Here is a 24634-nt window from a genome sequence, read left to right on the forward strand (position 1 = left end):
TACCGAACGAGATCATCGATCGTTCTCGCCATACGGGTGTTGATCTTCACTCACACGTATGGGCTGAGTCATGGCATTCACAGACAAATAATAATGAGAAACCTTTGTTACCTCGTGCCAGTCGAAGCGAGCAGGATCTTTGATGGGTTCTACGCGGGGATCCGATTTGCAGTTGGTCACGACATATAGCCAAAAGCAATCGCGGCGATCTTCTGCAACACGCCTCTCATTTGGCGTGAGAAGGACATTGCCGGCTGATGCACTCAATCCTTTCACCTCAATCAATTTCAACTCGCCACTATTTAGATCCAGGCTGGTTACGTCATAACCAAGATTTTTCTCGTGTATGTCAAACACTTGCCTTCCTTGCTTCGTCTCATACTCCATCACGACCCGCATGGCAATCGCTTCAACCTCCGGATCCGGTGTGAGATGTCTGATCTCCGGCGATTCTCTTTGCGGATGGGGTAGAACAAGGATACTTGTTATTCTTTCTACCGCCTGGAGAGTAAGTGATTTTTGCCTGTCCAGTTCCTGTCTCCTGCGATCCCTGCGCGCTAATAATTCCGCATGGCGCGATTCTGACTGCGCGAGTCTCCCTTCGGATCCTGGAAATTTCTGCTCAACATCGGCAGCAGCCCGGCCTATCTCTTCATCAGCACGCTGCAGCAATTCCGTTAGCGAGAGCTCAATGTGAGAAGATATTCGATTGATTTCCGCGAGTCTTTCCGCTCTCGTTTCTTCCAAAAACTGCTTTAACTGATTTTCGTTCAACCACTGCACCGCTTCCGGAAGGTTAGCAACAGCAGGAAGCGAAGCCGGAAGATCGCCCACCGTGAAGTTGCCCATAGCATTCATCTCCTGCAAGCGGGGCTGGTCACTCTCTGAAATTTCTAAAACAAATAGGCGCTCATGGATGATTTGACCCAATCCATCCACAACGCGTGCTCTGTAGAAATCGATCCTTGCAGGCGTTTGGTGCTGTAAAGAATAAAAACAAGCACCCTTGCCGAAGGAACTCAAAGCCTGCGAGTAAGTGTGCCTGCGGATCGATTCAAATAAAGGATGTCCAGGAGTAACCCATTCCAGGTTGTTTTCCTCAGCTGTTTCGCGATCCGTGGAGCACCGAGGGTATTTTGAAGCTACCGAAGGAAGTCTCCAATCGGCATCTCTTTCAAACCTTCGGAGAACGCCAGGGGTTCTGGAGGGTTCAAATGTATGTGGCAGGCCGGGTGTCAGCTTGATTGTCATGGGAACGTATTCTGCTGATTCAGTAAGGAACCGCGCAATCGTTTCAGGCACAACGCGACGTTCTTGTGCGAGAGCGCGGCGCTCTACGAGCATCTCTAAATTCAACTTCTTGGCAGCGAGATTTTCTAAAGCATGCTGGCAAATCGAACGAAACTGTTTTTCGTCAACATTTCTGAGTATTCGATCCTCCAGATCGGCGTCTCCCAACTTCCCGGCATAGTATTCCCTCAACACGCGCTCTATCTGGGCTGCCGGAAGAATTTCGCCGACAACGTTGAAAACGGTATCGTCATCCAACGCGTCGCGAATCTCTTGTAATTTTTCCAGGAGACGCTGCAAAACATGGCCTTCGATCGTATTGGTTGCAACAAAATTAAAGATCAGGCAATCGTGTCTCTGGCCGTATCTGTGGATACGCCCCATTCGCTGCTCTAGACGATTTGGATTCCAGGGAATATCGTAGTTGAACAGAATATGACAGACCTGGAGATTGATTCCCTCCCCGGCCGCTTCTGTTGCCACAAGGATCTGGATCTCCTTTTCTCTGAACTGTTGCTCCGCATGCAAGCGAGTCCCTTTTTCTTCGCGAGATCCTGATTTCATTCCGCCATGAATACATCCAATTTTGAATCCCCATCCCTCAAGACACCTCATTAGATAATCCAACGTGTCTTTGAATTCCGTGAAGATCAACAATTGTTTTTCGGAATGGTCAAAAAAACCTTCGGTATGAAGCAAGTTCTTTAAGCGCGAAAGTTTGGCCTCAGTGCCGGAGTCTTCTACGGTCTGTGCTTGCTCCGCCAGACGTTTGAGTATCTCAATTTCCTCCTTGACTTGTTCTGCATTTGCAGCGAGTGAAATCGCTTCAAACATCTGTTCCAGGCGCTCTCTTTCGACCTCTTCCATTTCATCCAGCTCTTCCGGATCGGGAAGCTCGGGCGGCGCGAAACGTGCGAGATCTTGAGCCCGTTTTAATCCATCGTCCAATCGCCTAGCGCGGTTCTCCAAAGAACGCCGCATTGCATGAATACTTGACGCCAACCGCCTCTGGTATAGCGACATCAAAAAGCCCACTGCGCGGGCTCGCGGATCGTCCTCTTGAGCAGCGGCCTTTGCGCTCTGTTGTTTTACAAAGCGAGTCACATCGCGATAAAGATCGAACTCCGCTCCATCGATGTGGAAATCAACTGTTCTCGGAATCCGTTTTGTAAAAATTTTTGTGGCTGCCCACGTTCCATCAGCTTGACGTTCAGGAAAGTAGACCATTGCTTCTTTCGTGCGTCGCAAATAGAAAGGCGCACGCCGTTGTTCCATCGCCTGCCGGATTGACTTCACATCGGCGTAGGCATCCGGATCGAGGAGTTGAAGGAATAGACTGAAGTTTGCCGGATCACCTTTATGTGGGGTTGCCGTAAGAAGCAGCAAATGGTCCGTTGCATCCCGGATCAATTCTCCCAACGCATATCTCGATGTTTTCTTAGATGGAGGTGTCCATGACATCCTATGTGCTTCATCCACAATCGCCAGATCCCAATGGACTTGCTTGAGGCCAGGCAACACATCCGATCGCTTCGCTAAATCCAGAGATGTGATGACTCTTTTCTGTTCCAACCACTGATTCATACCAAACTGGTCCCGAATATCATGTCCCTTCATTACCACAAATTTTTCGTCAAATTTCTCCTTCAGCTCTCGTTGCCATTGAAAAGCAAGATTGGCCGGGACGACAATCAGAATCCGCTCCGCCAGACCGCGCAGCTCCAACTCGCGGATAAGAAGACCGGCCATGATGGTCTTTCCCGCACCCGCATCATCTGCCAGCAAGAACCGGACGCGCGCCACTTTAAGCAGGTAGTCGTAGACAGCCTCTAATTGATGGGGCAACGGATCGACACGGGAAATTGAGAGGCCAAAGTACGGATCAAACTCGTAGGCAATTCCCAGCGAATACGCCTGCAAGCCAAGATTTAACAGGCGACCGTCACCATCGTAGTTCAATCTGGAATCAGTAAAGGACAGCCCTTCAAGTTCTACCGAAGAAAGAGTGACTTTTCGAAAGCGCTCGCTTTGAGTGCCTACAAGGCCCAGGATCCATGTATCAGACCCACTCTGCTGGACAGTCTCCACCCGCATCGGTTCACTGAACATCGATCCAATCAGGATCTGGCCCTCTCTTACTTTCGGCGGTTCATTCATAAACGTGAATATCTCGTGATTATTGTATTTTATGACCAGCAGGAAATCACTCAGAATTTGAGAAGTTATAATTGCTGTATAATTTGGAGCTGCGAATGTTTGCTAAAATTTTAATTGGTTGTCCTCACTGTAGAAATGTCTGCTCAGGTCAAGTACACTGCAGGGCAATCAACGAAGAGCTTGAATTATTCACGAATTTTCATAAAAGTTTTCGAAAAAATGGACACTATAAAAGCAGACGCAGCGTAAAATCGTTATCGCGATGAACATACGTGAGCTTCAAAAGAACATCGGGAAGCTCTTTCGCATCCGGCCGAAAGTCCAACGGATAACGGTTGACGGAAAGGACCTTCCGTTTGAGGATGACAAGTGGATCCTAGAAAAGGATGGTCAAGGGAAACTCTTTTTACAGAACACGCGAACCGCTCATGTCTTCCGTTTGTCAGGCGGAAATGTGAAGGAGTTCAGAGAGCCGGATTTCATTCTGTTGCGCGCTCAGTTGACACTACGAGGCAACGCCGTCGACATCGAACCTATATTTTGAATCCTTCCACTCAAATTCTAGCTTTGCACTATTTTTGAGAACTAGATTTCACATCGCAAACGAAATCTGTGGTGTCGCATTTCCCAACAGGCTGATTATCCGATTTGCCCCGAAGCATGATTCCTGGCTAGTTCTTGGCAAATTGTCTTCATTCGATGCCGGTCACATGAGCCTGAGAATATACGAACCTGACACGGGCGCAATGATCATCAGCCAACTTCTTGAGTTGGTTGTAATAGGCCAGGCCGAACAGGCCACTGCAATGAGCGGCAAATACTCGATCAATTATACTTGATGAACGCGCCTTGGTTTGTAACCAGTTCTTACCGTGAGTCATACCGGCCCTAGAAACTTCTCTCATAGCTTTCACAATGTTGCTTTTGAGCTCTTTTTCAGTATGCTCCGATTTATCCAGTTCAACGTACTGCTCTAAAATCCATTCGATTGCTTTCTGCGACGGCATATAACGAATGCACTGAAGAAGCTGTTTCCTGCCTGCTGGCTCAAGCTCCGACCAAGCTTCAGTAAATTTTGACCATGACCAATCGGGTTCAACATTCGAAAAGTATTTCAAGGTTGCGACCATAATTTCATTCTTAAGGTGACTGTTCTCACGTAGCGTATAACGACTTTTCAGACTCTCGGGATCGTCAACCAGGTTCCGTTGCGAGGCAGTTTTGTATAGAAGTGAGATAAACCCATCTGCTGCAATCTCAATGAGATCAGGATCGTTTAACCAGCGTATGACATATTGATCTCCGTCTATCGATGGGTTCATCAATATCCAGTTCAATAGAAGCCATTGAATCATCCGGTAATTTTCAACTGGTAATTTATTTGAATTCCTAACCTGTTCCCTGTACCAGTCACGGACGATAGGATCCTTCGAATAGAGTAGTGCCTTAAATACGGTTTTATAAGAACGGCTGTCCTCGGATGCGCGAATCAGAAAAGTGTTCGCGTAACGCGAATCATAACCAGACAAAAGCCGTATAAGCCATCTATGCTTCCAATCTGATGGATCGCAGTCCTGGAGCCATCTTAACGCCGGTTTAATTGCTGCCTTAGTCCTGAACTCCATAAGGAAGCGTATCGCTCCCCAAAGAAGCTGATCATCTCTTTTCTCAAGCACCGAGATTAGCTTCTTCTCATTTGATTTCGTTCGAAATCCCCCAAAAGGGCCGAGACGTTCCTTCTCTTCGGAAAACCATTCTGATGGATATGATCCTAAAAGAGCATCAAATGTCTGCGATGAAGGCAGATTAGAAAGGCATACCGTGGCTCTCATTCTGGTCACCTGAGCGAACGGCGAATCAGCCTTTCGAAGGTTTGCGAGACGGATCAGATCCTTAACAAAGGATTTATCGGACGAGGTCAGTAGAGTAGCAAAAAGTTCCTGTGAACCAAGATTGGCTTCTGGCAGGCTCAACATTTGCAATAAAATTTTTCGCGTGACGGATGCTTTTCCAATCCAGCGTAGTATCAATAAAGCGGCATCAATCGCCTCGCTTGAGATCGTCCTTGAATATGTGATGAAGTAATCGCGATTAATCGCCATCTGGACCTTTCTCGCAATCACTTCTGGGATCCTAGTTTTCTTAAAACTTTTCCACCACTTTCGCATGGAAATCCCTGAGAAACCAGAAAGCACACGAAGATGAGATTCTACTTCTTCGAGTGTGCTTGCCGATCTGAGTTGATTCACTGCTGCTCGAATAATTCTTTCAAAATTCTTTTGATCGAAAACCTTGAACATCCTATTTGAGGGTGTTAGGGACGGTAGTCGAACACGTTTCTGACGTTTTTCCATGCTGACCAGAGTGGTAATCGCAGCTGGAGTTCCGTTCATAATTAGCATTGCGACTGCATAGGGATATGTCGATTCCTTTGTTGAGGCGCTTCTTCTACACCAGGTTAATAGTGCTGTTGATCGAAGATTACCGAGCGCTACAATACATGCTTTTTTAACGAGAAGGTCATTTGATTCATTGAGATTCTTCAGGCAGAGTTCCTCGGATTCTCTGTGTTGGAGTTTGCCGCTCGCACATAAAGAATGGGGAGAATTCTCTCCTTCTAGGGCGGTTAATTTTTTGAGGAGGTCGTGCTGATATGACGTACCTTCCATACCCAAAAAAGCCAGTGCTAATTTAGGGTCTTGCAATTTGCCTTCTTCAGTCTTCACTTTGATGATATTGCATAACTCCTCAGGATGACGAATTAACGCATTTCTAAACGAATCCTTGGTTAATACCTTCTTTCTTGTCTCCAAAGGGAGTATTTCTGAATCAAGAAATGAATAAACAATTGCTAGTTGCTCTTTCGTCAAATCTTTCTTAAAGTGTTTGATTATCCCAGCTATGGCGCCCTGAGCGGTTTCTTTCACGTATGGGTAGAGCTGCAACAGATGGTCCACAGCGTCCTGTGCTGAAAGCGTCTTTAATCCTTCAGCCATAAACGACATCGGCAAGGGCGGTGTTGTTGTTTCAGTTAAATAGGATATGGCGGACTTTGGGAAAAGCCTGCACGCGATTTCGCCAAAGTACGCATGATTGAGGTTCTGTTCCTGGAAAATATGATTCAGAACCGCAGCAAATACATTGTGCGAGATATCGCTTTGGCGCCCGTAGAAAAGGAAAAACCAGGCAAACTTTCCCAGTGCCTCGATTGATGGCCCGACTGCATCGAATATCTGATCTAACAACCGCTCGATAGATGCTTCGCTGGAGTTTAAGCAAAGTTCAATGGCTCTTTTCGCGAGAATAATTGCGCCCCAATCGGTGCTCAGCGAATAACCTCTTTCCTGCTTGGTTAAGAATCCTTGTTGCAGAAGGATGTTCCAGGAGTTTTCATTCATCCTGTGCGGGTTGAACTCTTCGATCGTTTTGATTGAGTCGAAGGGTAGCGGGAGTTTTACCGTTGCGATTAGGTCAATAATCCTATTAATCATCTCCTCCACCCCTCTATAACTTGTTGGTTTGTCAGCTGGAATTAATCTAGCGAATTCGTCGATGCGATCTTTCATAAAGATCAAGGAGAAATCTATAACTGCTATTTCAGGCATCTCCGAAAGTTTCTTGCCTTCCTTCTTCCATTTCTCAAGTATTCGAAGTGCTCCTGGCCACCCAAGTTGTGGCCACAGCCACATGGGAATTTCTTGAACCGAAATGTTGCGAAGTTTAAGAGCGGACCTCAGTTCCGTTTCGGTAAAATCACCTAAACTAATTTCTTGAAGTTTGAAGATATTCGATGTTTTAAGAGTATCGAACAAAAGCGGGGCCCATTCGCGCAAAACTGCCGAACGACAAGAAAAAACCCATCTGACGTTCCAGCTTTTCAGGCTTTCCAGAAATTCATTCGATGAAACAAAGTTCATCAGATCTCTGAACGGAGCGGCATTCAATGCGTCAACAAAAATCCAAACGCAACAATTTCTTGCCTTCAAGGTGTCTTGGATGTTCTCAAATAAAACGCGAACATTTCCCGGGAGCTGAAGGGTCCCGCCGGTGACGATTTGAATCCGACTGAAGAGTTCTATCTCGAATTTAACGAGCCACTCTTCTTTGCAAATTGAAGAGGCCGAATAAAAAAAGACTATATTGTCTGCGTTTAGTTTTTCTGCCCAAGTTCTAAGTAAGGATGTTTTTCCAGTTTGTTCTTTTCCTGTCAAAACAAGGACATTCTTGCTTCGTTCGGAAACAAACTTTACAAAGGAAGCATCTGCTGAGTCCCTTGGAACAACCAAAGATAAATCTGTTGCGGGACGCACGGATTCCTGGTACAGATCAGAGATCGAGTTAGCGGCCCTTTGAAGCACCCTAAAACGGTTGGAGCTTTTCTTCAATCTTTTAAGTTCGTTTTTTAAGAAATGATGATGCTTCTGCTGATAGTGTTTACACTCGGCTCGCCATTCTCTTGCCGTTTCAGAACCCAATTTTAGTGCGGACACTACCGTTTCTGGACAGGAAAGAAGTAGCTCCCAAAATCTTTCATCAGACCAATAATCAAGATTCACAAGCCATTTTTGCCGGTGTTGCTCAATTGAATCTCTGGCCGGATTGCTCAGTGAACAATTGGTAACGATTATGAAATACTCAGTGTTCCCCGGATTTTTCTCGATTTGATCAAAATGTCGGGCAAGATCCGATTCACTGACCGCTTTTTTCATCTTCTTCTTCGCTTCGAAGCGCCACTCTCTACCGCTAAGTTCTGCGCGGATATCAAAGCCTCCTTGGTAACCGGACGACTGTTTTTGAATATTCTTGAAGCCGAGGTCCTGAAGAAGAGGTATCAGTAAATTCTTTTCGAAACTGGTGCCATTCAGCTTAGCTATCTTTTTGCTGATTACTTTTCGGGAATCTGTCATTAATTTTTGATTGCTTTCATCGTCACTTGATCGTAAAAGCCAAAACTGCAACGTTCATAGTCCTGGTTGAGAACGCAGGTAATTGCCGAGGGCAAGATCATGTCCAGTTAAAATTAACAGCCGGATTGCCGAGTTATAACTGACATCTAGATTGTATCTAAAGGCATCTTCTCAGTCGACAGCCCTTTTATTTTCATCGTCGTTTTGTGCAGCCTAATTCACGGTCTCGCTGAAAGTGATGTTTAGCCTGAAACTATTTCTATCGAAAAAGAAGAACTCCAATTGATGGTCAGAACATTCGAAACTGAACGATCAAGTTCGATCAGCGAGGAACTTCAAATACAAGTACCGTGACAATAACTTCTCGGTGCGGATCAGTCTTTTGATGGAAGATAAATCGGAATGCTGTTTCGGATCCGTAGCTGATTTGTCGTTTTAAATTGGGATGTTCGATAATAATGAGTGGTATTTTTTGTAAAATTTCTGAAAGTTTTCCACCTTGATTAAACAAAATGATCGCTGCTTTTGTGTCGCGCCATGAGGTATATCCAATCAATTGATCGATAGTTTCGAGGAATCCCTTTGCTCCTCTCCAAAATTTGCACTCAGCAATGAAAATATTTTTACCTTCAACCCGAATGATAATGTCTGTTTTGCCTTCGAAGTTAAAGGTTTCGCCCGTAGCCTGACCTTCGTATTGCCCATTCAACTGAACCAGAAAGTGAAACCGCATGTCCTCTTCTTTCATTTTGGAGAAAGCTTTTGGACTTCGTTCCATAACCAGAACCATATTCGAAATTATTCGAAGAATATCCTCGTAGTGTTGATTCTCAAGTATTGGTTCCGGCACAAAAGGTTGAGTTGTGATGTCTGGCTTCCTGATAGCGGTCAGTTGTTTTTTTATTATCGGAACAGCATAGGTTTCAGGAGCGCCGTCTCTCCGTCTAATTGGTATTCCGAATGATGCAACCAATCCTTGATCCTTTAAATGCTTTCCTCTTCTTTGTGCAACATATTGACCCACCACATGTGGTAGAGAGGAATTGTAAGCAGAAACTTCGTTGTTTAGATCGTTAATGAACTTTTGTATTCTACTCAAGTCCTGATTCAATTCGACTTCAAAAGCTTGACGGTCGTGATCAACTCGGCTGTACCGAAGAAACAAAATGTTCATTTCAACTTTCCCCTTTGGGGGAGTATTGGTAACAATCCTCATTGATGGACTGAACCGGGTCAGGCTTGAATCTCCGCTCAGTGGAAAGGCAAACACAATCGATGTGCCTTTCACGTACATTGGAGTATTTCTGTTTATAGCCACTCGGTTGGGATCCTTGCTCACATCAACATCAATTTCTTCATTGTAATTTATGAATTTCTGATCTTCATGCAGAATTAAAGGTTCAACAGAAAACTTTGTGACAAGATAATCGCTGAAATCCTGAATGCTAACGGTTAGCAGATAATTCGGGTCCTGGGTATCGACTTCCTGCTTCATTCGGAGTTCAAGTTTCTCAAGATATCCCCGAAGCGGGCCTTCCATAAATAAAGGCGATCCACCATCATTCATACAATAATTTTGACGTGGTCGGATCAAGAAGTAAAATCGAAACAGTGGAAAATTATCAGAGGCTCTCAGACCTATTTACTAAGTTGGCTCCTTGCATTTCATCCGATTACCAATATTCCTTGATCAGCCTGTTGTCCAACCTACTTTCGCGTGATGGCCAGCCTCCTTTCCAATATCTCGGGAACTTGTTTATGGTGACGATTAACAATGGTATTGGACAATTCGAGAACTGATTTGAATTTTGGATCCTTCGGAAAAAATGCATGCTTCAAACGTGAGTCGATGCATCCTACGATTTGTACGGGCCCTTGAATACTTTAAGAGTGAACTCCAATAGGCAATTCGTTGGAGGGCTCAGGAGTTATCACCTGACTTCATTTCGGCTTATAGAGAATTGAAAGAACGATACAATCGATGGGCGGAAGACTACGAAGTTGTATCTGCTGAGCTCGGTTTGGTAACTTCCGTTGAAAGATTCCATGACATTGAAACTATCAAATCGACACTTCCTTCCCTAAGCTCAACGCTTGTGCTCCAACTCATCAGGAAATTACAACAATAATTCTTTTGTTGCGCCTGGTTGCATTTTTTGCGTCCAAAATCGGCGATTTTCGGCAGGTTTCGGAAGTTTTTCTCGACGATGCGAGGAGGTCCGGGGTCATTAATATTCAGTGGCTTGCAGCCATCCAAAAGTTGTGGGAGCCGAAGCCAGTAAATGGGATTTGTTTTTTTGAAGTCGGTTAGTCCGTTGCGATCTTCACATCTATTGGTGAAATCATGCTAAACTTGCAAGTCATTTGCAAGTACCCTATTTTTTCGGGGGTCTTCACGGCAAGCAGTCTTGCTTTAAGTTATTGATTATAAAGGTGTTTGCCGGCGTAGCTCAGCTGGTAGAGCAACTGATTCGTAATCAGTAGGTCCGCGGTTCAAATCCGCGCGCCGGCTTCCTCTGCACATTCCTCCAGTCGGTATCCGGGTCACGCGCAGTAAGGCCTATTGCGCCATCTACAAATCTAACCCGGGCGGGTTATCGTTGCGCCATCAAGAATCTAACCGCGCTTTTTTTGTTTTCCTGTTTTGTTTTTCATGTGTGTATCAGCGAGCGAAGCGAGCGAGCGCCGCGCTCATAAATGACAGCCTCTTTTTATTGCTTCCGTTGAAGTGCGAAGTTGATTGCCGGGAATTTCCCATTCCTTCCTCTGCCAGCGGAGATATAAGATTTGGGGCTTCGGCGATGATTTTCGAGCCGATAGATTCGATGACGGGTATGAGATCACAGACTCTATGATGACCTTCTGATTCTTCTTCCGATGATCACGCTTTACAGAATTGCGAATGAGCAACAATCGGAGTTTGCCGGAACGCTGTTGACCAAGGAGGAACCATCATGGAAATCACTCAAGGCCACCCACGCCGGACGAAATTTCTGCAGACCTATCCTAGCCGGCGCCCGAGAATGGCGCAATAGAGCCAGGCGCGACGCAAGGACCATTCGCGCTCCAGAGTAGCGGTAAAGATTTGCAGCACTTCCGCAATCTATGCGAAACGCGATAGATATTCAAGGACCTGAATATTAGCCGTCAAGCAGTTATAAAAACTCTTTTGCGGCAAGCTCTCGACAAACGTTATGTTGCTCAGCGGCGCGGAGAAAAATCATATCCGGATAGCCCGGCATTAGTCGCTTTATTCGAATTTCAGGAGCAGATTTTGTTGCAATGCCTGTTGCAGCAATTTCGTTCCTTCTTTTGCTAACGCAGGATCGTTCGATACGCGGCTTTTCAAACCTGAGGAGCGCCCCGTCGAATCGCCAACACTTCGCGACCACAACCATCAATAAACCGCATAGCTGGAGATTATGGGACGGAAAAGGATTCAATATAAGGCCCGCAAACCCGTATCCTTCAGAACCCTCAAACCCGAAGAGTTATCTCTCCAAATACTTAAGCCATTCACACATCGGGGAACTTCACGGAAGCATCACATATAACAGCTATCTGCACAGATACATGCTCGTTGGCACTGAAATGCTTCCCGATGAAACCGGGGAGTTAAAATGCGGCGTGTGGTTTTCCACATCAAAGGATCTGATCCGATGCTCTTCCCTTTTCAAATCCAACCAGGCAGAAAACACCTCGTTGATCTTGTTCCAACGTTTCTTGTCCATGGACTCTTACTTTTTCCCTTTCATCCATCGGAAGAGCCATGCGCGGGACATTGTCCATTCGCGCTCTACAGTACTTAGAGAGATCTGAAGGACTTCGGCAATTTCTTCTGTGGTCAGACCGCTGAAAAACTTCAGTTCAACGATCCTGCTTTTGCGCGGGTCCATTGCAGTCAGTTGTTTTAAAGCTTCATCAAGCGCAATCAACTCTATCTCTTTCATTCCAGTCGAATGACGGATTCTGCTTAAAGAAATGCGTTCTGCTTTTCCTCCGCGTTTGCCGGCTGCACGATCGCGGGCATGATTCATGAGAATGCGTCGCATCATTTCTGCAGCAAGGCCGAAAAATTGTGCGCGATTCTTCCAATTCACATGCTGCTGATCTACTAGCCGCAGATAAGCTTCATGCACCAGTGCTGTCGGTTGGAGGGTGTGTCCTGGTCGCTCTTTGGATAAGTAAAAGTTGGCAAGCCGGCGCAGTTCCCCGTATACAAGAGGCAGCATTTCATCCAGAGCAGCCCGATCCCCTGTTCCAGCTTGAATTAAGAGCTGCGTGACACCAGTGGAAGATGCCGGTTTCATGTCCGTATCGATCTGACCATTTATAATAGCATCCATCACCTAGCAAGAGGGGCCAGAAAATGCCGGAGTTGAAACCAACTGGCAGTGAAGATCCGATTGGGATTGCCAGGAAAAAACTCGTGACGCAGGATTAAAGAAAAAAGACGCCTGCAAGGCGGGACCCCTTATCCTTGTCGACGTCTTTTTTTAGTCTCGACCTTCGCTTAGTTGCAGCCGCAATTTACGCTTTTCACAGGAGCCGCTGTCAAGCAGTCTCCGTGCGCAAAGTGATCATTCAAGCTAGTGTTAGCGACAACAATGACCACTGAAAAGATATCCGGATCATCGTCATCGACATCGAAGTGGCAAATCCGGGATTTGGCAGCAACCGCCACTTCCACCGAGGGCTCAGCCGGAGCAGAAACTGTGGACCCCCCGGCCGCACTTGCGCTCACAGGGTTTTCGACCGCGCTGGTGAGTTCACTGCCACATCCTAGAACAACAGCGAGACCAAGAATCGCTAGTGAGAGAAGAAGGAACTGTTTCTTCATTGAGTACCTCCGGCATCGATTCTATGATAGCAAGTAAGGTAAAGTCAATGAAAAGACAAAAATGTAACATTTGTGTAATTCAGGGATGGGTCTCAGTGCTTGGCTGTAGCCGATTCGGTGTAATTTGGATCTCGGATGATCCACGCATTGTGACGCCAAAGATCATAATGAAGGTTCGCTCGACAGAAGTCATGCTGATCAATCATTGCCCGAAATTTCTGTTCTCCCCATCTCCGCGTCGACATATGGAGGTCAAAAGACTTGTATCCGGCCTTTTGAGGCAAGCGGCGACATAAATCCTTGCCAAGGCTGAAATAGACGGCCGGATCACAGGCAATTCGTGGCACCATGTAGGGAGCAGTTAGCTTGAAGTTGTGTGATTGACCGCTCGTGGTGTGCACGATTACGGACGCTTTACATTCAACTCGGGCATCGTAAACGTGCAGCGCAAATAATCTGCCTTCACCGGAAATGGATGCGGTTCCCGGAAAAAAATATGGAACGCACTGAAAGAGCGCGAAGGTGATAAGAACAGCATAAACTTCATTTGCTTCTTTTCCCCGAAAAAGTAACCGCAGGCTGACCTCCTGCGAGGTTGTTTGTGCGAGACGAGCCGGATCCGCCAAATAACGGGAAAGCAAAAAGATGGAGAGGATCGAATACATAACCATCGGATAAAAAAATGAAACGAGCGGCCAGGACGTAACGTGGAAAATGATAATCTGAACCAGGACACCCCAGAATATCCAGTTTTTTCGCGACAACAGACCCCAGATAAAAATCAGTTCCAGCATCATGACATACATGCAGGCGGCAGGAATTAAAGAAGTGGGGACTCCCAGAGGTTTCGTATCCAGGAGCGCAGCACCCGAAATCCACTCAGGCGTAAATTTCAATGTGCCTGCAAAGAAGTAGAAGAACACAACAAGATATTGAAGAACACGTCGTTTCGCAGGAATGAAAAGGAATACAAACGTAATCCAGAAAGTCATGTAATGCGGATTAAGCTGCAAACGAAAATCCTGAAAAAGCAGCGCCGACTTAAATAGATTCAAGAAAACTAACGACCACCATGCGAGGGAAATCAGACGGATTTTGAGAAACAATACGCTCGTCAGGACCGCAAATGCGAGGTATCCCCACAAAATATTGCGCCAAGCTCCGGTTGATAGTACCCGCCATTTTAAACAGTCTTCGAAAAATGGCCAGCAAACTGCAGGCCCCTGGCTGATATCAAGAATTTCCACAAGAGGAATCGTCAGTTTCCAGTGGAAAAACGTAAGGATGTGCAAGCATCCCATCATGATTCCATAGATTCGGAGAGCAGGGTCTTGCCTGATTTCTTCAACGTTCTTCTGAATGAAATTCATGAATGGTTACGTTGCTGGGCTACAGTATACGGCAGAATAGAAGCTGACGGGAACACAGAATGAAATCACGTTTTTCTTCTTGGTCTCATGACTCCGTGGTGAATTTTCACACGCTTTAAATACTCGCGCGGGCTTTCTTCTGCAAACTGCGCTGGTAGTAATCCAGCTCCTGCACCATTTCACCGCCGAAGTAGTACAGAAGCTCGGAGCGGACTCCTTCGAACAGAGACAGACCCTGGCCTGCGCAAACAAGGGACTTTTCTTCCAGCTCATCAGCATAAACAAGCAGGCCCTCTTCGAAGGTCAAAGGAAAGATTGCGCACACCAGCGGCTTCAGGTCATGGTAATCGAGATTTTCGCGAAGAGAAAAACTGTGGAGCATGCATCCGCGACCCTCCGGGTTCAGGAAAACACAGGCGCCGTTTTTTATACTCGTTCGAAACCACACCTTGCCGGGAGCTTCGTCATCCTCACAGGTTTCCGATAGGTCGTACCAATCTTGCTTGCGAATTCCAACGTATTTCTCCAGCTGCGCTGCTCTCGCATCCAATCTTTCCGCATTATGCGTATCCACATCAGTTCCGTGCCAGCAGCACCAGTCATTGCAGAAATTGCACGACATGCAGTGAGCGAAGTATTTGAATTCGAAAATCAGAGAGTCTACGCGGTCGATCACCGGCATTCCGTACCGGCAGGTGTAGGGTTTTGAGAGATGAATAATCATGAGGGATTATGAATGTTCCGTATCAGGAATGCTTCGTCGTTCCTTTTTCTTTTCCGATTGATGATGTTTATCTGCAAGCATTTTTTCTTTTGCGCGCTTGGATCTTTTCCGCTTCTGCCTTCTAATTTTTTCGATTCGTTGCTGCTCTGCGCTCTTTTTTCCTTTGATCAGATTCTCGATTTTATCAGCCAGCATTCGTCGCGCGTGAAAACGGTTCAAGGCCTGCGAACGTTCGCGCTGGCTTTTCACCTCGATCCCGGTTGGAAGGTGTTTCAAATACACGCAGGTGGACACCTTATTTACGTTCTGACCACCATGTCCCCCCGATCGAATGAATTTCTCCACAAGGTCCTCCGGGCGGACTCCCAGCTCATTCAGCCGTTCCATCAACGCTAATTCCTTCTCGGGGCTTACTCCAAACATATTCGTCACAGAGGACTGGTGTTTTCTTTCCTCAACAAATATTCTATGTTCTTTTCTGATGCGATCAAAACTTTTACTGGTCTTTTTGTTATTTGTCGCGCTGACAGTTCCCACATCGGCGCGCGTAAAAAGTTCTATTCCAGACGCGGCGCGATTGCAACTTCTCATGAAGAAATTAACTGTGGTTGGAAGCGCACTATATGTGGGAGCTCATCCTGATGATGAAAACACGGCTGTACTGGCGCATTTATCGCTCGGGCGGCTCCTCCGCACCGGCTATCTTGCGTTGAATCGCGGTGAAGGGGGCCAGAATCTGATCGGGAACGAGCAAGGAGATTTGCTGGGAGTGATTCGAACGCAGGAATTGCTGGCGGCGAGGCAAATCGATCAGGCCGAGCAGTATTTCACAAGGGCCATTGATTTTGGATTCTCCAAAAGCGCCGAAGAATCTCTGAGTTTATGGGGCAAAGAGGACGTGTTGTCCGATGCTGTATGGGTTTTTCGCGTGTTCCGTCCGGATGTTGTGATCACCCGATTTCCAAGTGAAGGAGAAACACACGGCCACCATGTCGCGAGTGGAATTCTTGCAGAGGAAGCTTTTCATGCAGCCGGCGATCCGAATCGTTTTCAGGGTCAACTGAAATACGTTTCCGTCTGGCAGCCAAAACGAATCGTGTGGAACCGTTACAGTTGGGGAAATCAGCCCATTCCGGATGAAGAAAAGGCCAAGCTGGCAGAATTGGAAATCGGTGAATACAATCCGCTGCTTGGCAAGTCGTATACGGAGATCGCGGGAATTTCGCGCAGCATGCATAAGAGCCAGGGTTTTGGGGATTCAGAGGACCGTGGAAGATTCACGCAATACTTCCGTCACACTGCAGGGGAACCGGCGACTAAAGATCTATTCAGCAGTGTGGATCTTACATGGAACCGGATTGCGGGCGGCCAGGAAATTGGAAAAGTGTTGGAACAAGCCGTAAGTAAGTTTCATCCGAAAAAACCGGAGCAAAGCATTCCTGATCTGTTAAAGGCCTACCGGTTGATGCGCAAGATTCAAAAAAATCCACTGGTCGAACAAAAGATTTCCGATCTGCTTGAAGTCATTCGTGGTTGCTCCGGGTTGTGGCTCGAGGCGATCTCCAGCCAGGATGCAGCAGCGCCCGGAGCGGATGTTGCAATCGATCTCACGGCAATCAACAGGTCCTCGTTTTCGCTTCAGCTCGAGTCCGTTCAGGTGCTGCCATCTAATAACGTAGAGACTATCGCCGCGGAACTGAAATACAATGAACCTGTCACTAAAAAACTCACGATCCATATCCCTGCGGAAGAACGTGAAAGTCAGCCCTACTGGCTGCGCGGGCAAAATGGTAAACCTTTATCGGATGTGAAAGAGCAACGGCTGATTGGCAGCGCCGAAAGTCCCGCCGCATTCAGTGCCCAATTCATTCTTACAAGCGGGCAGGACCGTCTTGTATACACAGAACCGGTGCTGTTTCGTAAAGTGGATCCTGTGAAAGGGGAAGTGTATAAAGATTTTGTGGTCGTTCCGGAAGCGGCTTTAAACATCCAGAATCCGCTTCTGGTATTTGCAGATGAGTCCCCAAAGAGCGTTCGAGTTCAAGTGATCAGCGGAGGCTACAACATCACGGGAGAGCTCAAGCTCCTGACGCCGGAAGGGTGGATCGTACAGCCGGCCTCGCAAGCCTTCAACCTCACCACCAGAGATCAGGCAAAAGTGATCCCCTTCACGATTCAGCCGCAAAATGGAGCCAGGACAGGCGAGTTCAAAGCAGAAGCTACGGTTGGCGCTCACAAAATTTCCAACGGGAAGCTCGTGATCGATTATCCACACATTCCCGCGCAAAATCTGTTTCCCGTTTCCAGGGGACGCTTGATTCGCGTGGATTTGAAAAAAACCGGGCAAATTATCGGATATATCGTCGGATCAGGCGATGCAATTCCGGAAGCCCTCACGCAAGTCGGTTATAAAGTTACTCGCCTGACCGATGAAGATCTGGTCACTCAAAATCTTTCCTCCTACGACGCCATCCTTGTTGGAATCCGCGCCTACAACACAAGGCCGGCGCTGAAAGATTTGCAAGAAAAACTGATGGATTATGTTCAACAGGGCGGAACTTTGATCGTGCAATACCAGACACTTCTCGATTCAAATTCCTCGAAGCCCGGCCCATACCCCTTTCAGATCTCGCGAAAAAGGGTTTCGGTGGAAACCGCGCCGGTTACGATTCTCAAACCTGATCATTCGCTGTTGAATTTTCCAAACAAAATCACGCAAGCAGACTTTGAAGGGTGGATCCAGGAGCGAGGCCTGTATTTCGCGGATCAATGGGATCCAAAATATGAAACCATTTTTAGTTCCAATGATCCGAAGGAACAACCTCTGGAAGGCGGAACGCTTTACGCACGCTATGGAAAGGGAGTTTACATTTTCACCGCCTATTCCTGGTTCCGGGAATTGCCTGCGGGCGTGCCGGGCGCCTATCGCATTTTTGTCAACATGATTTCCGCGAGAAAAAAGTGAACAACATCCCGACCGAAGAGCCGCCACCGTTTTTTCCCTGGAAACTGTGGTATCTGTTTGTCCTTTCGTTTCTCGGTGTCCTCATAGTTCTGTTAACCATCTTCACAAAGGTCTTCGAATAGATGCGAACCCTGGACTGGATCGTTCTGATCGCTTTCCTCGCTTTCACAGTCATTCATGGCATCTGGAAAGGTCGCGGAACAAAAAACATCCGCACGTACATGCTGGCAGACAAGACAATGCCATGGTACACGGTTGCCCTTTCCATCATGGCAACTCAAGCCAGCGCAATTACATTTCTGACAACAACCGGACAGGCATATGCAGATGGAATGCGCTTTGTTCAGTTCTATTTTGGCTTGCCGATCGCGATGGTGATCCTCTGCCTTGTTGCGGTGCCTCTTTTTCATCGATTGAACGTTTACACGGCTTACGAATATCTTGAAAAACGTTTTGATTTGAAGACGCGCGTTCTCACCGGTTTCCTTTTCCTCATTCAAAGAGGATTGTCCACGAGTCTTTCGCTTTTTGCTCCTGCATTGATTCTTTCCGTGATTCTCGGCTGGGACATGAAAGTCACACTCCGGATTACCGGACTGATGATTTTGTTGTACACGACTATTGGTGGAGTGAAAGGGGTGAACTGGAACGATTTCTATCAGTTTCTGATTATCGCCGCTGGAATGGTAACCGCGCTTGTTTTCACGATCCATCTGCTCCCTTCAGAGGTGAGTTTTCTGGATGCAGTATCGGTCGCCGGAGCGTTTGGCAAACTGAAAGCCGTGGATTTTTCCTTTGACTGGAACAACCGTTACAACTTCTGGTCCGGTTTGATCGGAGGAATGTTTCTGGCGCTCGCTTATTTCGGAACAGATCAGTCGCAGGTGCAGCGATACCTGACCGGCCGGTCGGTCACACAGAGCCGGCTGGGACTTCTGTTTAACGGACTCCTGAAAATTCCCATGCAGTTCTTCATTTTATTTGTGGGCGCCATGGTGTTTGTGTTTTACCAGTTCGTGACGCCCCCTTTATTTTTCAATCCCGTGGAAGAATCGAAAATCCGGAATAGCACTTACCGCGAAGAATACCAGTCGATCGAGCGGGAGTATCAAAAGACCGCAACAGAAAAGCGATCGCGGCTGCGCGAATACATCGCTCAGGATCCGGCACAAAAACAAACAACGCGCGCACAAATCCTGGAGCTGGAAAAGAAGACTGCGAAGCAGAAAGGACAGGCCGTTGAAGTCATGCGGAAAAATAATCCATCGATCAATGCGAATGACACAAACTACGTTTTCTTGAGTTTCGTTACGCATTATCTGCCTGCAGGACTCGTTGGTCTTGTAATTGTGATCGTATTTGCAGCCACAATGGCATCCACTTCGGCAGAGTGGAATGCTCTGGCCACGGCAAGTGTAATCGACGTTTACAAACGGTTGGTGAAAACCGACGCATCGGACCAGCACTACCTGTGGGTCTCGCGCATTGCAACAGCTTTCTGGGGCTCCTTTGCAATCCTTGCTTCCGAAAGGGCCAGCAGGCTTGGCACTCTGGTGGAAGCGGTCAATATTCTGGGTTCGCTGTTTTACGGCAGCGTTCTGGGAATTTTTATTCTGGCATTTTTTCTAAAAAAGGTTCGAGGAACTCCCGCATTTATCGGTGTCATCTTTGGAGAGCTTGTCGTTTTGTGTTTATTCCTGTTCACTGGAATTTCTTTCCTGTGGTATAACGTCTTCGGTTGCCTCGCTGTTGTGGCCGCCGCCCTGTTTTTGAATACTTTTGTTAGTACTAAGACTCGTGAGGTTTAAAGCATGAAACTAAAAGTTTCGATCCTCCTTATTTTTGCGATTTCCTTATCGTTTCTTTCCGGATGGGTGACGGGAAGAGCAAATCTTTCTACCCCGAATACGATCATTCATCACGTTGCTTTGAAGTGGAAAGACGGAACCACGGATGCCGACAAGCAAAAGGCAATGGAGATGTTGAAAGAAATTATCGCGGACACGCCTGGCGCAAAGAACATGTGGACAAGAACGATCAAGGTCCAGCCACGCGAATTCTCGCAGAGCTTTGTGGTTGAATTCGAAAATGAAGCGGCGCTGAAAGCTTATGCCGAACATCCGAAAAAGAAAGCCTGGGAAGATTTCTACTACAATATTAGAGAGAAGAGTAACAACTGCGTGATTGGGAACTAATACATGATTGGCAAGTGCGACTCCTCTCCCTTATTAAGGGGGAGGCAGGGAGGGGGTTGGTTCTTTTCGAACAGTACTGAAGGACAACCTCCATCCAGCGCCCCTCTTGATAAGGGGGGAGAATCATCATGCAACCTTCTGCTACACACTTCCGGTTTCTGCTCAAGAAGTTGACTCTTGGTCTTGTTCTCCTTGTCTTTGTTCTGCTTTGCGGAGTGATCTGGCTGTTCCCGGCTTACCGGTTTCTACGTAAATATGAACGGAGACTCGCCGCCGAAGGCACAAAGCCGAAGCGAGTCGAGCGGAAGATTGGAGATGTAACAGTTCATCTGTACGATCCGGCTGGAAAGTCCGGCACCACTTTGATTCTTGTTCCGGGACTCCACCCGAACGGGATTCATGATAATCGTTTCATCGCTTTCGCTGAAACCTGCGCAGAAGCGGGCTTTCATGTGGTAGCGCCCGATATTCCGGAGTTTCGCAATTTCAAAATCACAAACGAAAGCGTTGCTATTCTGCGTTCGGTGATCGAAGAAATACGAGATCCACAAAAGACTACGGGGATGCTGGGAATCAGCTACGGAGCAGGTCCCGTCTTTCTGATAGCTGCCGATCAAAAACTGGACTACGTGGTTTCCATTGGCGGTTATTACAACCTGTCTCATGCAATTGAATATTCCTTCACGGGCGCTCATCCCGGGGGAGCCCAAAGAGAAGCACACGAATGGGGCCGCTTGATCTTTGCACTGAATCATCTCGATCAGCTTGCTGCTTCTGATGACCTGGAAATTCTCCGCAAAAGTCTGGAGTTGCGGCTGGATCTAAAAGAAAAGGAGGCTGAACTACTGGAGCAAAGTCTGAGCTCCGCAGGCAAAAAACTGATGCATGGAATCCTGGCAGGCCTAGCACCCGTTCAACAAAAGACTTTCGAGGAGGTTTTGCGAAAGCGGGAGAAAGAAGCGTTCGAACTTTCCCCGCAACGGGTTTTATCGAAGATTCATCCTGATACACAGTTCTATCTGATTCATGGAACCGGCGATAAGGCTGTTCCTTTTGAAGAGACGCTGGAGCTGCAGGCCGGTTTGAAAAAAGCGGGACTCCCTGCGCATTGTTTGATTACTGAAGGTTTGACACACGTAGACGTCACAAAACTTTCCAGCATCTGGGAATTGTTGAAACTGCTCCATTGGGAAAGACTATTGCTTCGCGAAGCAGGGCGCCAAAATTAAACGATCGCCGTGCGATTGGTCGCCGCAGACCTGGCAGCAGAATACAAGAGAGTCATCACAAGAAACGTTAGAATCAATGAGGCAAGATCCCCCGCGAGGCCGCTAATGAGGATCGTTTTCTGTTTGGAAACGAGACCAGCACCAACTGAGATTGCCAATGCAATTCCCGCAATCCCTTCTCCTGCGATCAAACCGGAAGCGCAAAGGACCCCTGCGTTTGAACCTTGCCCTTTTGCAGCATCCGCTCCATCGCTCCATCTTCGAACGAGCCCGCCAAGAAAAATTGGCATCATAGAACTCAACGGAAGATAGAGTCCAATGGCAAAAGCAAGGCCAGGCAAACCGGCGAGCACGGCGCCGATCGCAAAAGCAATTCCAGCTCCAACCAATCCCCACGGAAGTGATCCTGAGAGAACTCCTTCGATTACAGTTTTCATCAGAGTTGCTTGGGGCGCCGGCAGTTCCGGAGATCCAAAGGTGTAGGTCATTCCTAAAACCAGAACCGTTCCGGCGACCGCCCAGCACGCGATCGAAGCGCTCAGCAATTGGCCGGCTTGTTGGCGGTACGGAGTGCCACCAACGAGATAACCGGTTTTCAGATCCTGAGAAATGTCGCCGGCTTTTGAAGCGGCAATGCAAACAACGGTGCCGACCGTTAGCACGGCAAGTTTTGCATTTTCGCCGCGCCAGCCCAGAGCAACAAAAATCGCGCTGGTTGCCAACAGTGTGACCAGAGTCATTCCGGACGTTGGATTACTGGAGACTCCTATTAAGCCAACAATGCGCGATGATACAGCTACAAACAGCAAACCGAAAATTGCAACACCGCAGGCCGCAACGAATCTCTGAACTAAATTCAAATTCCCGGCAAACAAGTTCGGCACAACGGCCAACACAAGGATCACCAACCCGGCGCCAACCAGGATCACCGATCCCGGCAAGTCTTTATCCTTTCGGAGGTCTTCGCTCGACTGCAACTCCAGTTCCTTGCGATCGCGCTTTAATCCGGCAGCAACAGCCTTTAAGGATGCATACATCGTGGGCAGAGACTGCATCACCGTGATTGTTCCGGCAGCAGCAACGGCGCCTGCTCCGATATAGCGAACGTACGAAGACCAGATTTGCGAAGGCGTCATGTCATGAATCGGAATGCGCGAACTAACGTTGAGGATGTCCGGAAAAAGCGGGGTCGACAGCTGACCCCCTATGATTGCAAACAGCGGAATCAGTACAATTGCGGCAATAAGACTCCCTGAAACCATGATGCCCGAAGCGCGATAGCCGATGATGTATCCGACTGCAAGTAGAGCCGGAGCGATTTCCAGTGAGAGTTGCGCTTTCGGCAGGCCTGAAATTGCAGTCCGGATTTGATCCGGCATGACGTGCGCCAAACCAAGCGCAAGTTTTACTCCAAGACCAACTGCCAATCCAATGAAGATCCATTTCGATGCTGAAGTATCGCCCGTGGAAGCTTTCAAAACTTCTGCGCAAGCGCGTCCCTCGGGATACGGAAGTTCCTGATCGGCCTTAACAATCAAAAGTCTTCGCAGTGGAATCATCGCGCACACGCCCAGAATGCCACCAAGAAGAGCAAGAACAGCAACCTGCCAGTAATCGGGCTTCGCTCCCCACAGAAAGAGCGCCGGTATTGTGAAGATTGTTCCCGCTGCAAGCGAGGAGCTTGCGCTCCCGATTGTCTGGGACATGTTTGCTTCCAGGATCGTGCCTTTTCCCCAGAACTTTGCCCCGGCTCGAAACACTGCAATCGAAAGAACCGCGATCGGAATCGATGTGGTTACCGTGAGCCCAACGCGCAAACCAAGGTAAGCGTTCGCCGCTCCGAAAATGACGCCAAAGATGATTCCCGTTAGCACCGCCTTCCCGGTCATTTCAGGAATCTGCAGCTGTGGTGTCGAAGTTACATTTTCATTCCGCTGCTCAACTGCCATTCGTTCATTCTAACATTGGTCGAAGAATGGGAAGCGACTACTCGAGCGCGAAGCGTTAGGTGATAGAATTGGAAAAGGAAATGTCTCCACTACGCGTGTGGAAAGTAGTCTTTGCAGTCGCCTCTGTTTTCGTGATTCTTCTGCTTTTCCTTGATCCGGGTGTTTTTGATGCCAGGCGACGCGCGAAGTTACGTGTAAGAAAACTTCAGCAATTAGAATTGAAGAACGACGAATTTTCCATTTTGGTGACCGGAAACTCGATGTTAATGGCTGCTCTTCCGAAATCAGAAAAGCATACAGCCGAATTGTTGACTTTACAGTATGCAGGAAATGGAAAGCGCCCGGTCCGGGTTATTTACGCATGGGTCCTAAGTGGTCGGGTTGAGAGTCTGGCCATTCTTCATGATGAAATCATAAGGCTTCGCCCGGATATGGTCGTAATTCAATTTGAAATGCTTATAAAACGCAAAATCCCTCGATCTCATATAAGACGCCTTCAGATTTGGTCTGAATTAATTCATCAGATTTTGAGTGATTCTATTCATTCAGAGCTGCGTATTAGAAGAAGCAGTAATTCTCAGATCCAAAATAAATTTCCGTTAGACGTTAAACGAAATCAGAGAGCCGGTCGAGGCGCACGGGGCGTTAAGAATCCTGCTCTAGAAGAGATATTGTTGACCGATTCCGATCTAATGATCGGAAGACGATTCATCGAATCAGCTCTTTCGGCTGGTATCCATGTGGTTGCGGTGGATGCGCCGCTAAATCCTTTACGGGCTGCCGCCACCTCTCAAGATTATCTCAAAGCAAAAGATAAAGCGGTCCGTTTTGTCTACGAGCAGTACGATCCTGTTTACTTTCGGTTTAGAGAAGGATTACCAGCCGACTGCTTCAACGATTATTTCCATGTAAACGAGAAAGGCCGGACAATATTTTCAGAGTGGTTCCTGGCTGCAGTAGTACGGGAGTTGCCTGGGACAACCTCTATTCGTAGCGCAAAGTGAGAAG

At 47.4% G+C, this 24634-nt stretch carries 15 protein-coding genes and 1 tRNA gene; 7 read left to right on the top strand and 9 right to left on the bottom strand.

From position 1 onward, the window contains the following. Window positions 1-12: 12 nt before the first annotated feature. Window positions 13-3447, bottom strand: coding sequence for a DUF3883 domain-containing protein (locus L0156_05775; protein MCI0602504.1), 3435 nt, complete (start codon window positions 3445-3447; stop codon window positions 13-15). A 262-nt stretch (window positions 3448-3709) separates the two neighbouring features. On the opposite strand from L0156_05775, the gene L0156_05780 reads away from it, so the two are divergent. Beyond that, a complete protein-coding gene (locus tag L0156_05780; protein ID MCI0602505.1) occupies window positions 3710-3991 on the top strand; it encodes a hypothetical protein in 282 nt (93 codons plus the stop codon). Window positions 3992-4139: 148 nt separating this feature from the next. On the opposite strand, the gene L0156_05785 is transcribed toward L0156_05780, so the two are convergent. Both L0156_05785 and L0156_05790 read right to left on the bottom strand, forming a co-directional pair. After that, window positions 4140-8405, bottom strand: coding sequence for a restriction endonuclease (locus tag L0156_05785; GenBank protein MCI0602506.1), 4266 nt, complete (start codon window positions 8403-8405; stop codon window positions 4140-4142). A 271-nt stretch (window positions 8406-8676) separates the two neighbouring features. Next, the gene (locus L0156_05790; GenBank protein MCI0602507.1) at window positions 8677-9693 is read right to left on the bottom strand and encodes a hypothetical protein; all 1017 of its coding nucleotides are present in this window, start codon (window positions 9691-9693) and stop codon (window positions 8677-8679) included. Window positions 9694-10793: 1100 nt separating this feature from the next. Between L0156_05790 and L0156_05795 the strand changes: the two genes are divergently transcribed. Then, window positions 10794-10866, top strand: a tRNA-Thr gene (locus tag L0156_05795). A gap of 1225 nt (window positions 10867-12091) precedes the next feature. Here L0156_05795 and L0156_05800 read toward each other — a convergent pair. The 5 genes from L0156_05800 to L0156_05820 form a co-directional block, all read right to left on the bottom strand. After that, complete coding sequence (locus L0156_05800) at window positions 12092-12700, bottom strand: sigma-70 family RNA polymerase sigma factor (protein ID MCI0602508.1); 609 nt, start codon at window positions 12698-12700, stop codon at window positions 12092-12094. 167 nt (window positions 12701-12867) lie between these two features. Further along, on the bottom strand, window positions 12868-13194 hold the full coding sequence (locus L0156_05805) for a hypothetical protein (protein ID MCI0602509.1): 327 nt from the start codon (window positions 13192-13194) through the stop codon (window positions 12868-12870). Window positions 13195-13286: 92 nt separating this feature from the next. Next, entirely contained in the window at window positions 13287-14564 is a 1278-nt protein-coding gene (locus L0156_05810; protein ID MCI0602510.1) for a hypothetical protein, read from the bottom strand. A gap of 115 nt (window positions 14565-14679) precedes the next feature. Next, window positions 14680-15288 (bottom strand): YkgJ family cysteine cluster protein, encoded by a 609-nt coding sequence (locus L0156_05815; protein MCI0602511.1) that lies wholly within the window; start codon window positions 15286-15288, stop codon window positions 14680-14682. Between the two features lie 6 nt (window positions 15289-15294). Continuing rightward, the gene (locus tag L0156_05820) at window positions 15295-15675 is read right to left on the bottom strand and encodes a peptide chain release factor-like protein (GenBank protein MCI0602512.1); all 381 of its coding nucleotides are present in this window, start codon (window positions 15673-15675) and stop codon (window positions 15295-15297) included. A 94-nt stretch (window positions 15676-15769) separates the two neighbouring features. On the opposite strand from L0156_05820, the gene L0156_05825 reads away from it, so the two are divergent. From L0156_05825 to L0156_05840, 4 genes are all read left to right on the top strand, one after another. Continuing rightward, complete coding sequence (locus L0156_05825) at window positions 15770-18253, top strand: PIG-L family deacetylase (protein MCI0602513.1); 2484 nt, start codon at window positions 15770-15772, stop codon at window positions 18251-18253. Between the two features lie 122 nt (window positions 18254-18375). Next, the gene (locus L0156_05830; protein MCI0602514.1) at window positions 18376-20061 is read left to right on the top strand and encodes a sodium:solute symporter; all 1686 of its coding nucleotides are present in this window, start codon (window positions 18376-18378) and stop codon (window positions 20059-20061) included. Window positions 20062-20064: 3 nt separating this feature from the next. Further along, window positions 20065-20448: a Dabb family protein gene (locus L0156_05835; protein ID MCI0602515.1), complete on the top strand. Its 384-nt coding sequence runs from the start codon at window positions 20065-20067 to the stop codon at window positions 20446-20448. Window positions 20449-20576: 128 nt separating this feature from the next. Then, window positions 20577-21677 carry a prolyl oligopeptidase family serine peptidase gene (locus tag L0156_05840; protein MCI0602516.1) on the top strand — a complete coding sequence of 367 codons (1101 nt, stop codon included), beginning with the start codon at window positions 20577-20579 and terminating at the stop codon, window positions 21675-21677. On the opposite strand, the gene L0156_05845 is transcribed toward L0156_05840, so the two are convergent. Beyond that, a complete protein-coding gene (locus tag L0156_05845; GenBank protein ID MCI0602517.1) occupies window positions 21674-23626 on the bottom strand; it encodes an oligopeptide transporter, OPT family in 1953 nt (650 codons plus the stop codon). The two genes, L0156_05840 and L0156_05845, sit on opposite strands and share 4 nt — an antisense overlap. A gap of 80 nt (window positions 23627-23706) precedes the next feature. Between L0156_05845 and L0156_05850 the strand changes: the two genes are divergently transcribed. Next, the gene (locus tag L0156_05850; protein ID MCI0602518.1) at window positions 23707-24630 is read left to right on the top strand and encodes a hypothetical protein; all 924 of its coding nucleotides are present in this window, start codon (window positions 23707-23709) and stop codon (window positions 24628-24630) included. The last annotated feature ends 4 nt before the right edge of the window (window positions 24631-24634 follow it).

The organism is bacterium (genome assembly GCA_022616075.1).
In the GTDB taxonomy this organism is placed as follows: Bacteria; Acidobacteriota; HRBIN11; order JAKEFK01; family JAKEFK01; genus JAKEFK01.

What these genes read in the sequence shown, in the direction of transcription:
- L0156_05830 (MCI0602514.1), top strand. Translation starts at nt 18,376, where the DNA reads ATGCGAACCCTGGACTGGATCGTTCTGATCGCTTTCCTCGCTTTCACA.
- L0156_05815 (MCI0602511.1), bottom strand. Translation starts at nt 15,288, where the DNA reads ATGATTATTCATCTCTCAAAACCCTACACCTGCCGGTACGGAATGCCG.
- L0156_05825 (MCI0602513.1), top strand. Translation starts at nt 15,770, where the DNA reads ATGCGATCAAAACTTTTACTGGTCTTTTTGTTATTTGTCGCGCTGACA.
- L0156_05820 (MCI0602512.1), bottom strand. Translation starts at nt 15,675, where the DNA reads ATGGAACGGCTGAATGAGCTGGGAGTCCGCCCGGAGGACCTTGTGGAG.
- L0156_05780 (MCI0602505.1), top strand. Translation starts at nt 3,710, where the DNA reads ATGAACATACGTGAGCTTCAAAAGAACATCGGGAAGCTCTTTCGCATC.
- L0156_05800 (MCI0602508.1), bottom strand. Translation starts at nt 12,700, where the DNA reads ATGGATGCTATTATAAATGGTCAGATCGATACGGACATGAAACCGGCA.
- L0156_05805 (MCI0602509.1), bottom strand. Translation starts at nt 13,194, where the DNA reads ATGAAGAAACAGTTCCTTCTTCTCTCACTAGCGATTCTTGGTCTCGCT.
- L0156_05835 (MCI0602515.1), top strand. Translation starts at nt 20,065, where the DNA reads ATGAAACTAAAAGTTTCGATCCTCCTTATTTTTGCGATTTCCTTATCG.
- L0156_05845 (MCI0602517.1), bottom strand. Translation starts at nt 23,626, where the DNA reads ATGGCAGTTGAGCAGCGGAATGAAAATGTAACTTCGACACCACAGCTG.
- L0156_05850 (MCI0602518.1), top strand. Translation starts at nt 23,707, where the DNA reads ATGTCTCCACTACGCGTGTGGAAAGTAGTCTTTGCAGTCGCCTCTGTT.
- L0156_05840 (MCI0602516.1), top strand. Translation starts at nt 20,577, where the DNA reads ATGCAACCTTCTGCTACACACTTCCGGTTTCTGCTCAAGAAGTTGACT.
- L0156_05810 (MCI0602510.1), bottom strand. Translation starts at nt 14,564, where the DNA reads ATGAATTTCATTCAGAAGAACGTTGAAGAAATCAGGCAAGACCCTGCT.
- L0156_05775 (MCI0602504.1), bottom strand. Translation starts at nt 3,447, where the DNA reads ATGAATGAACCGCCGAAAGTAAGAGAGGGCCAGATCCTGATTGGATCG.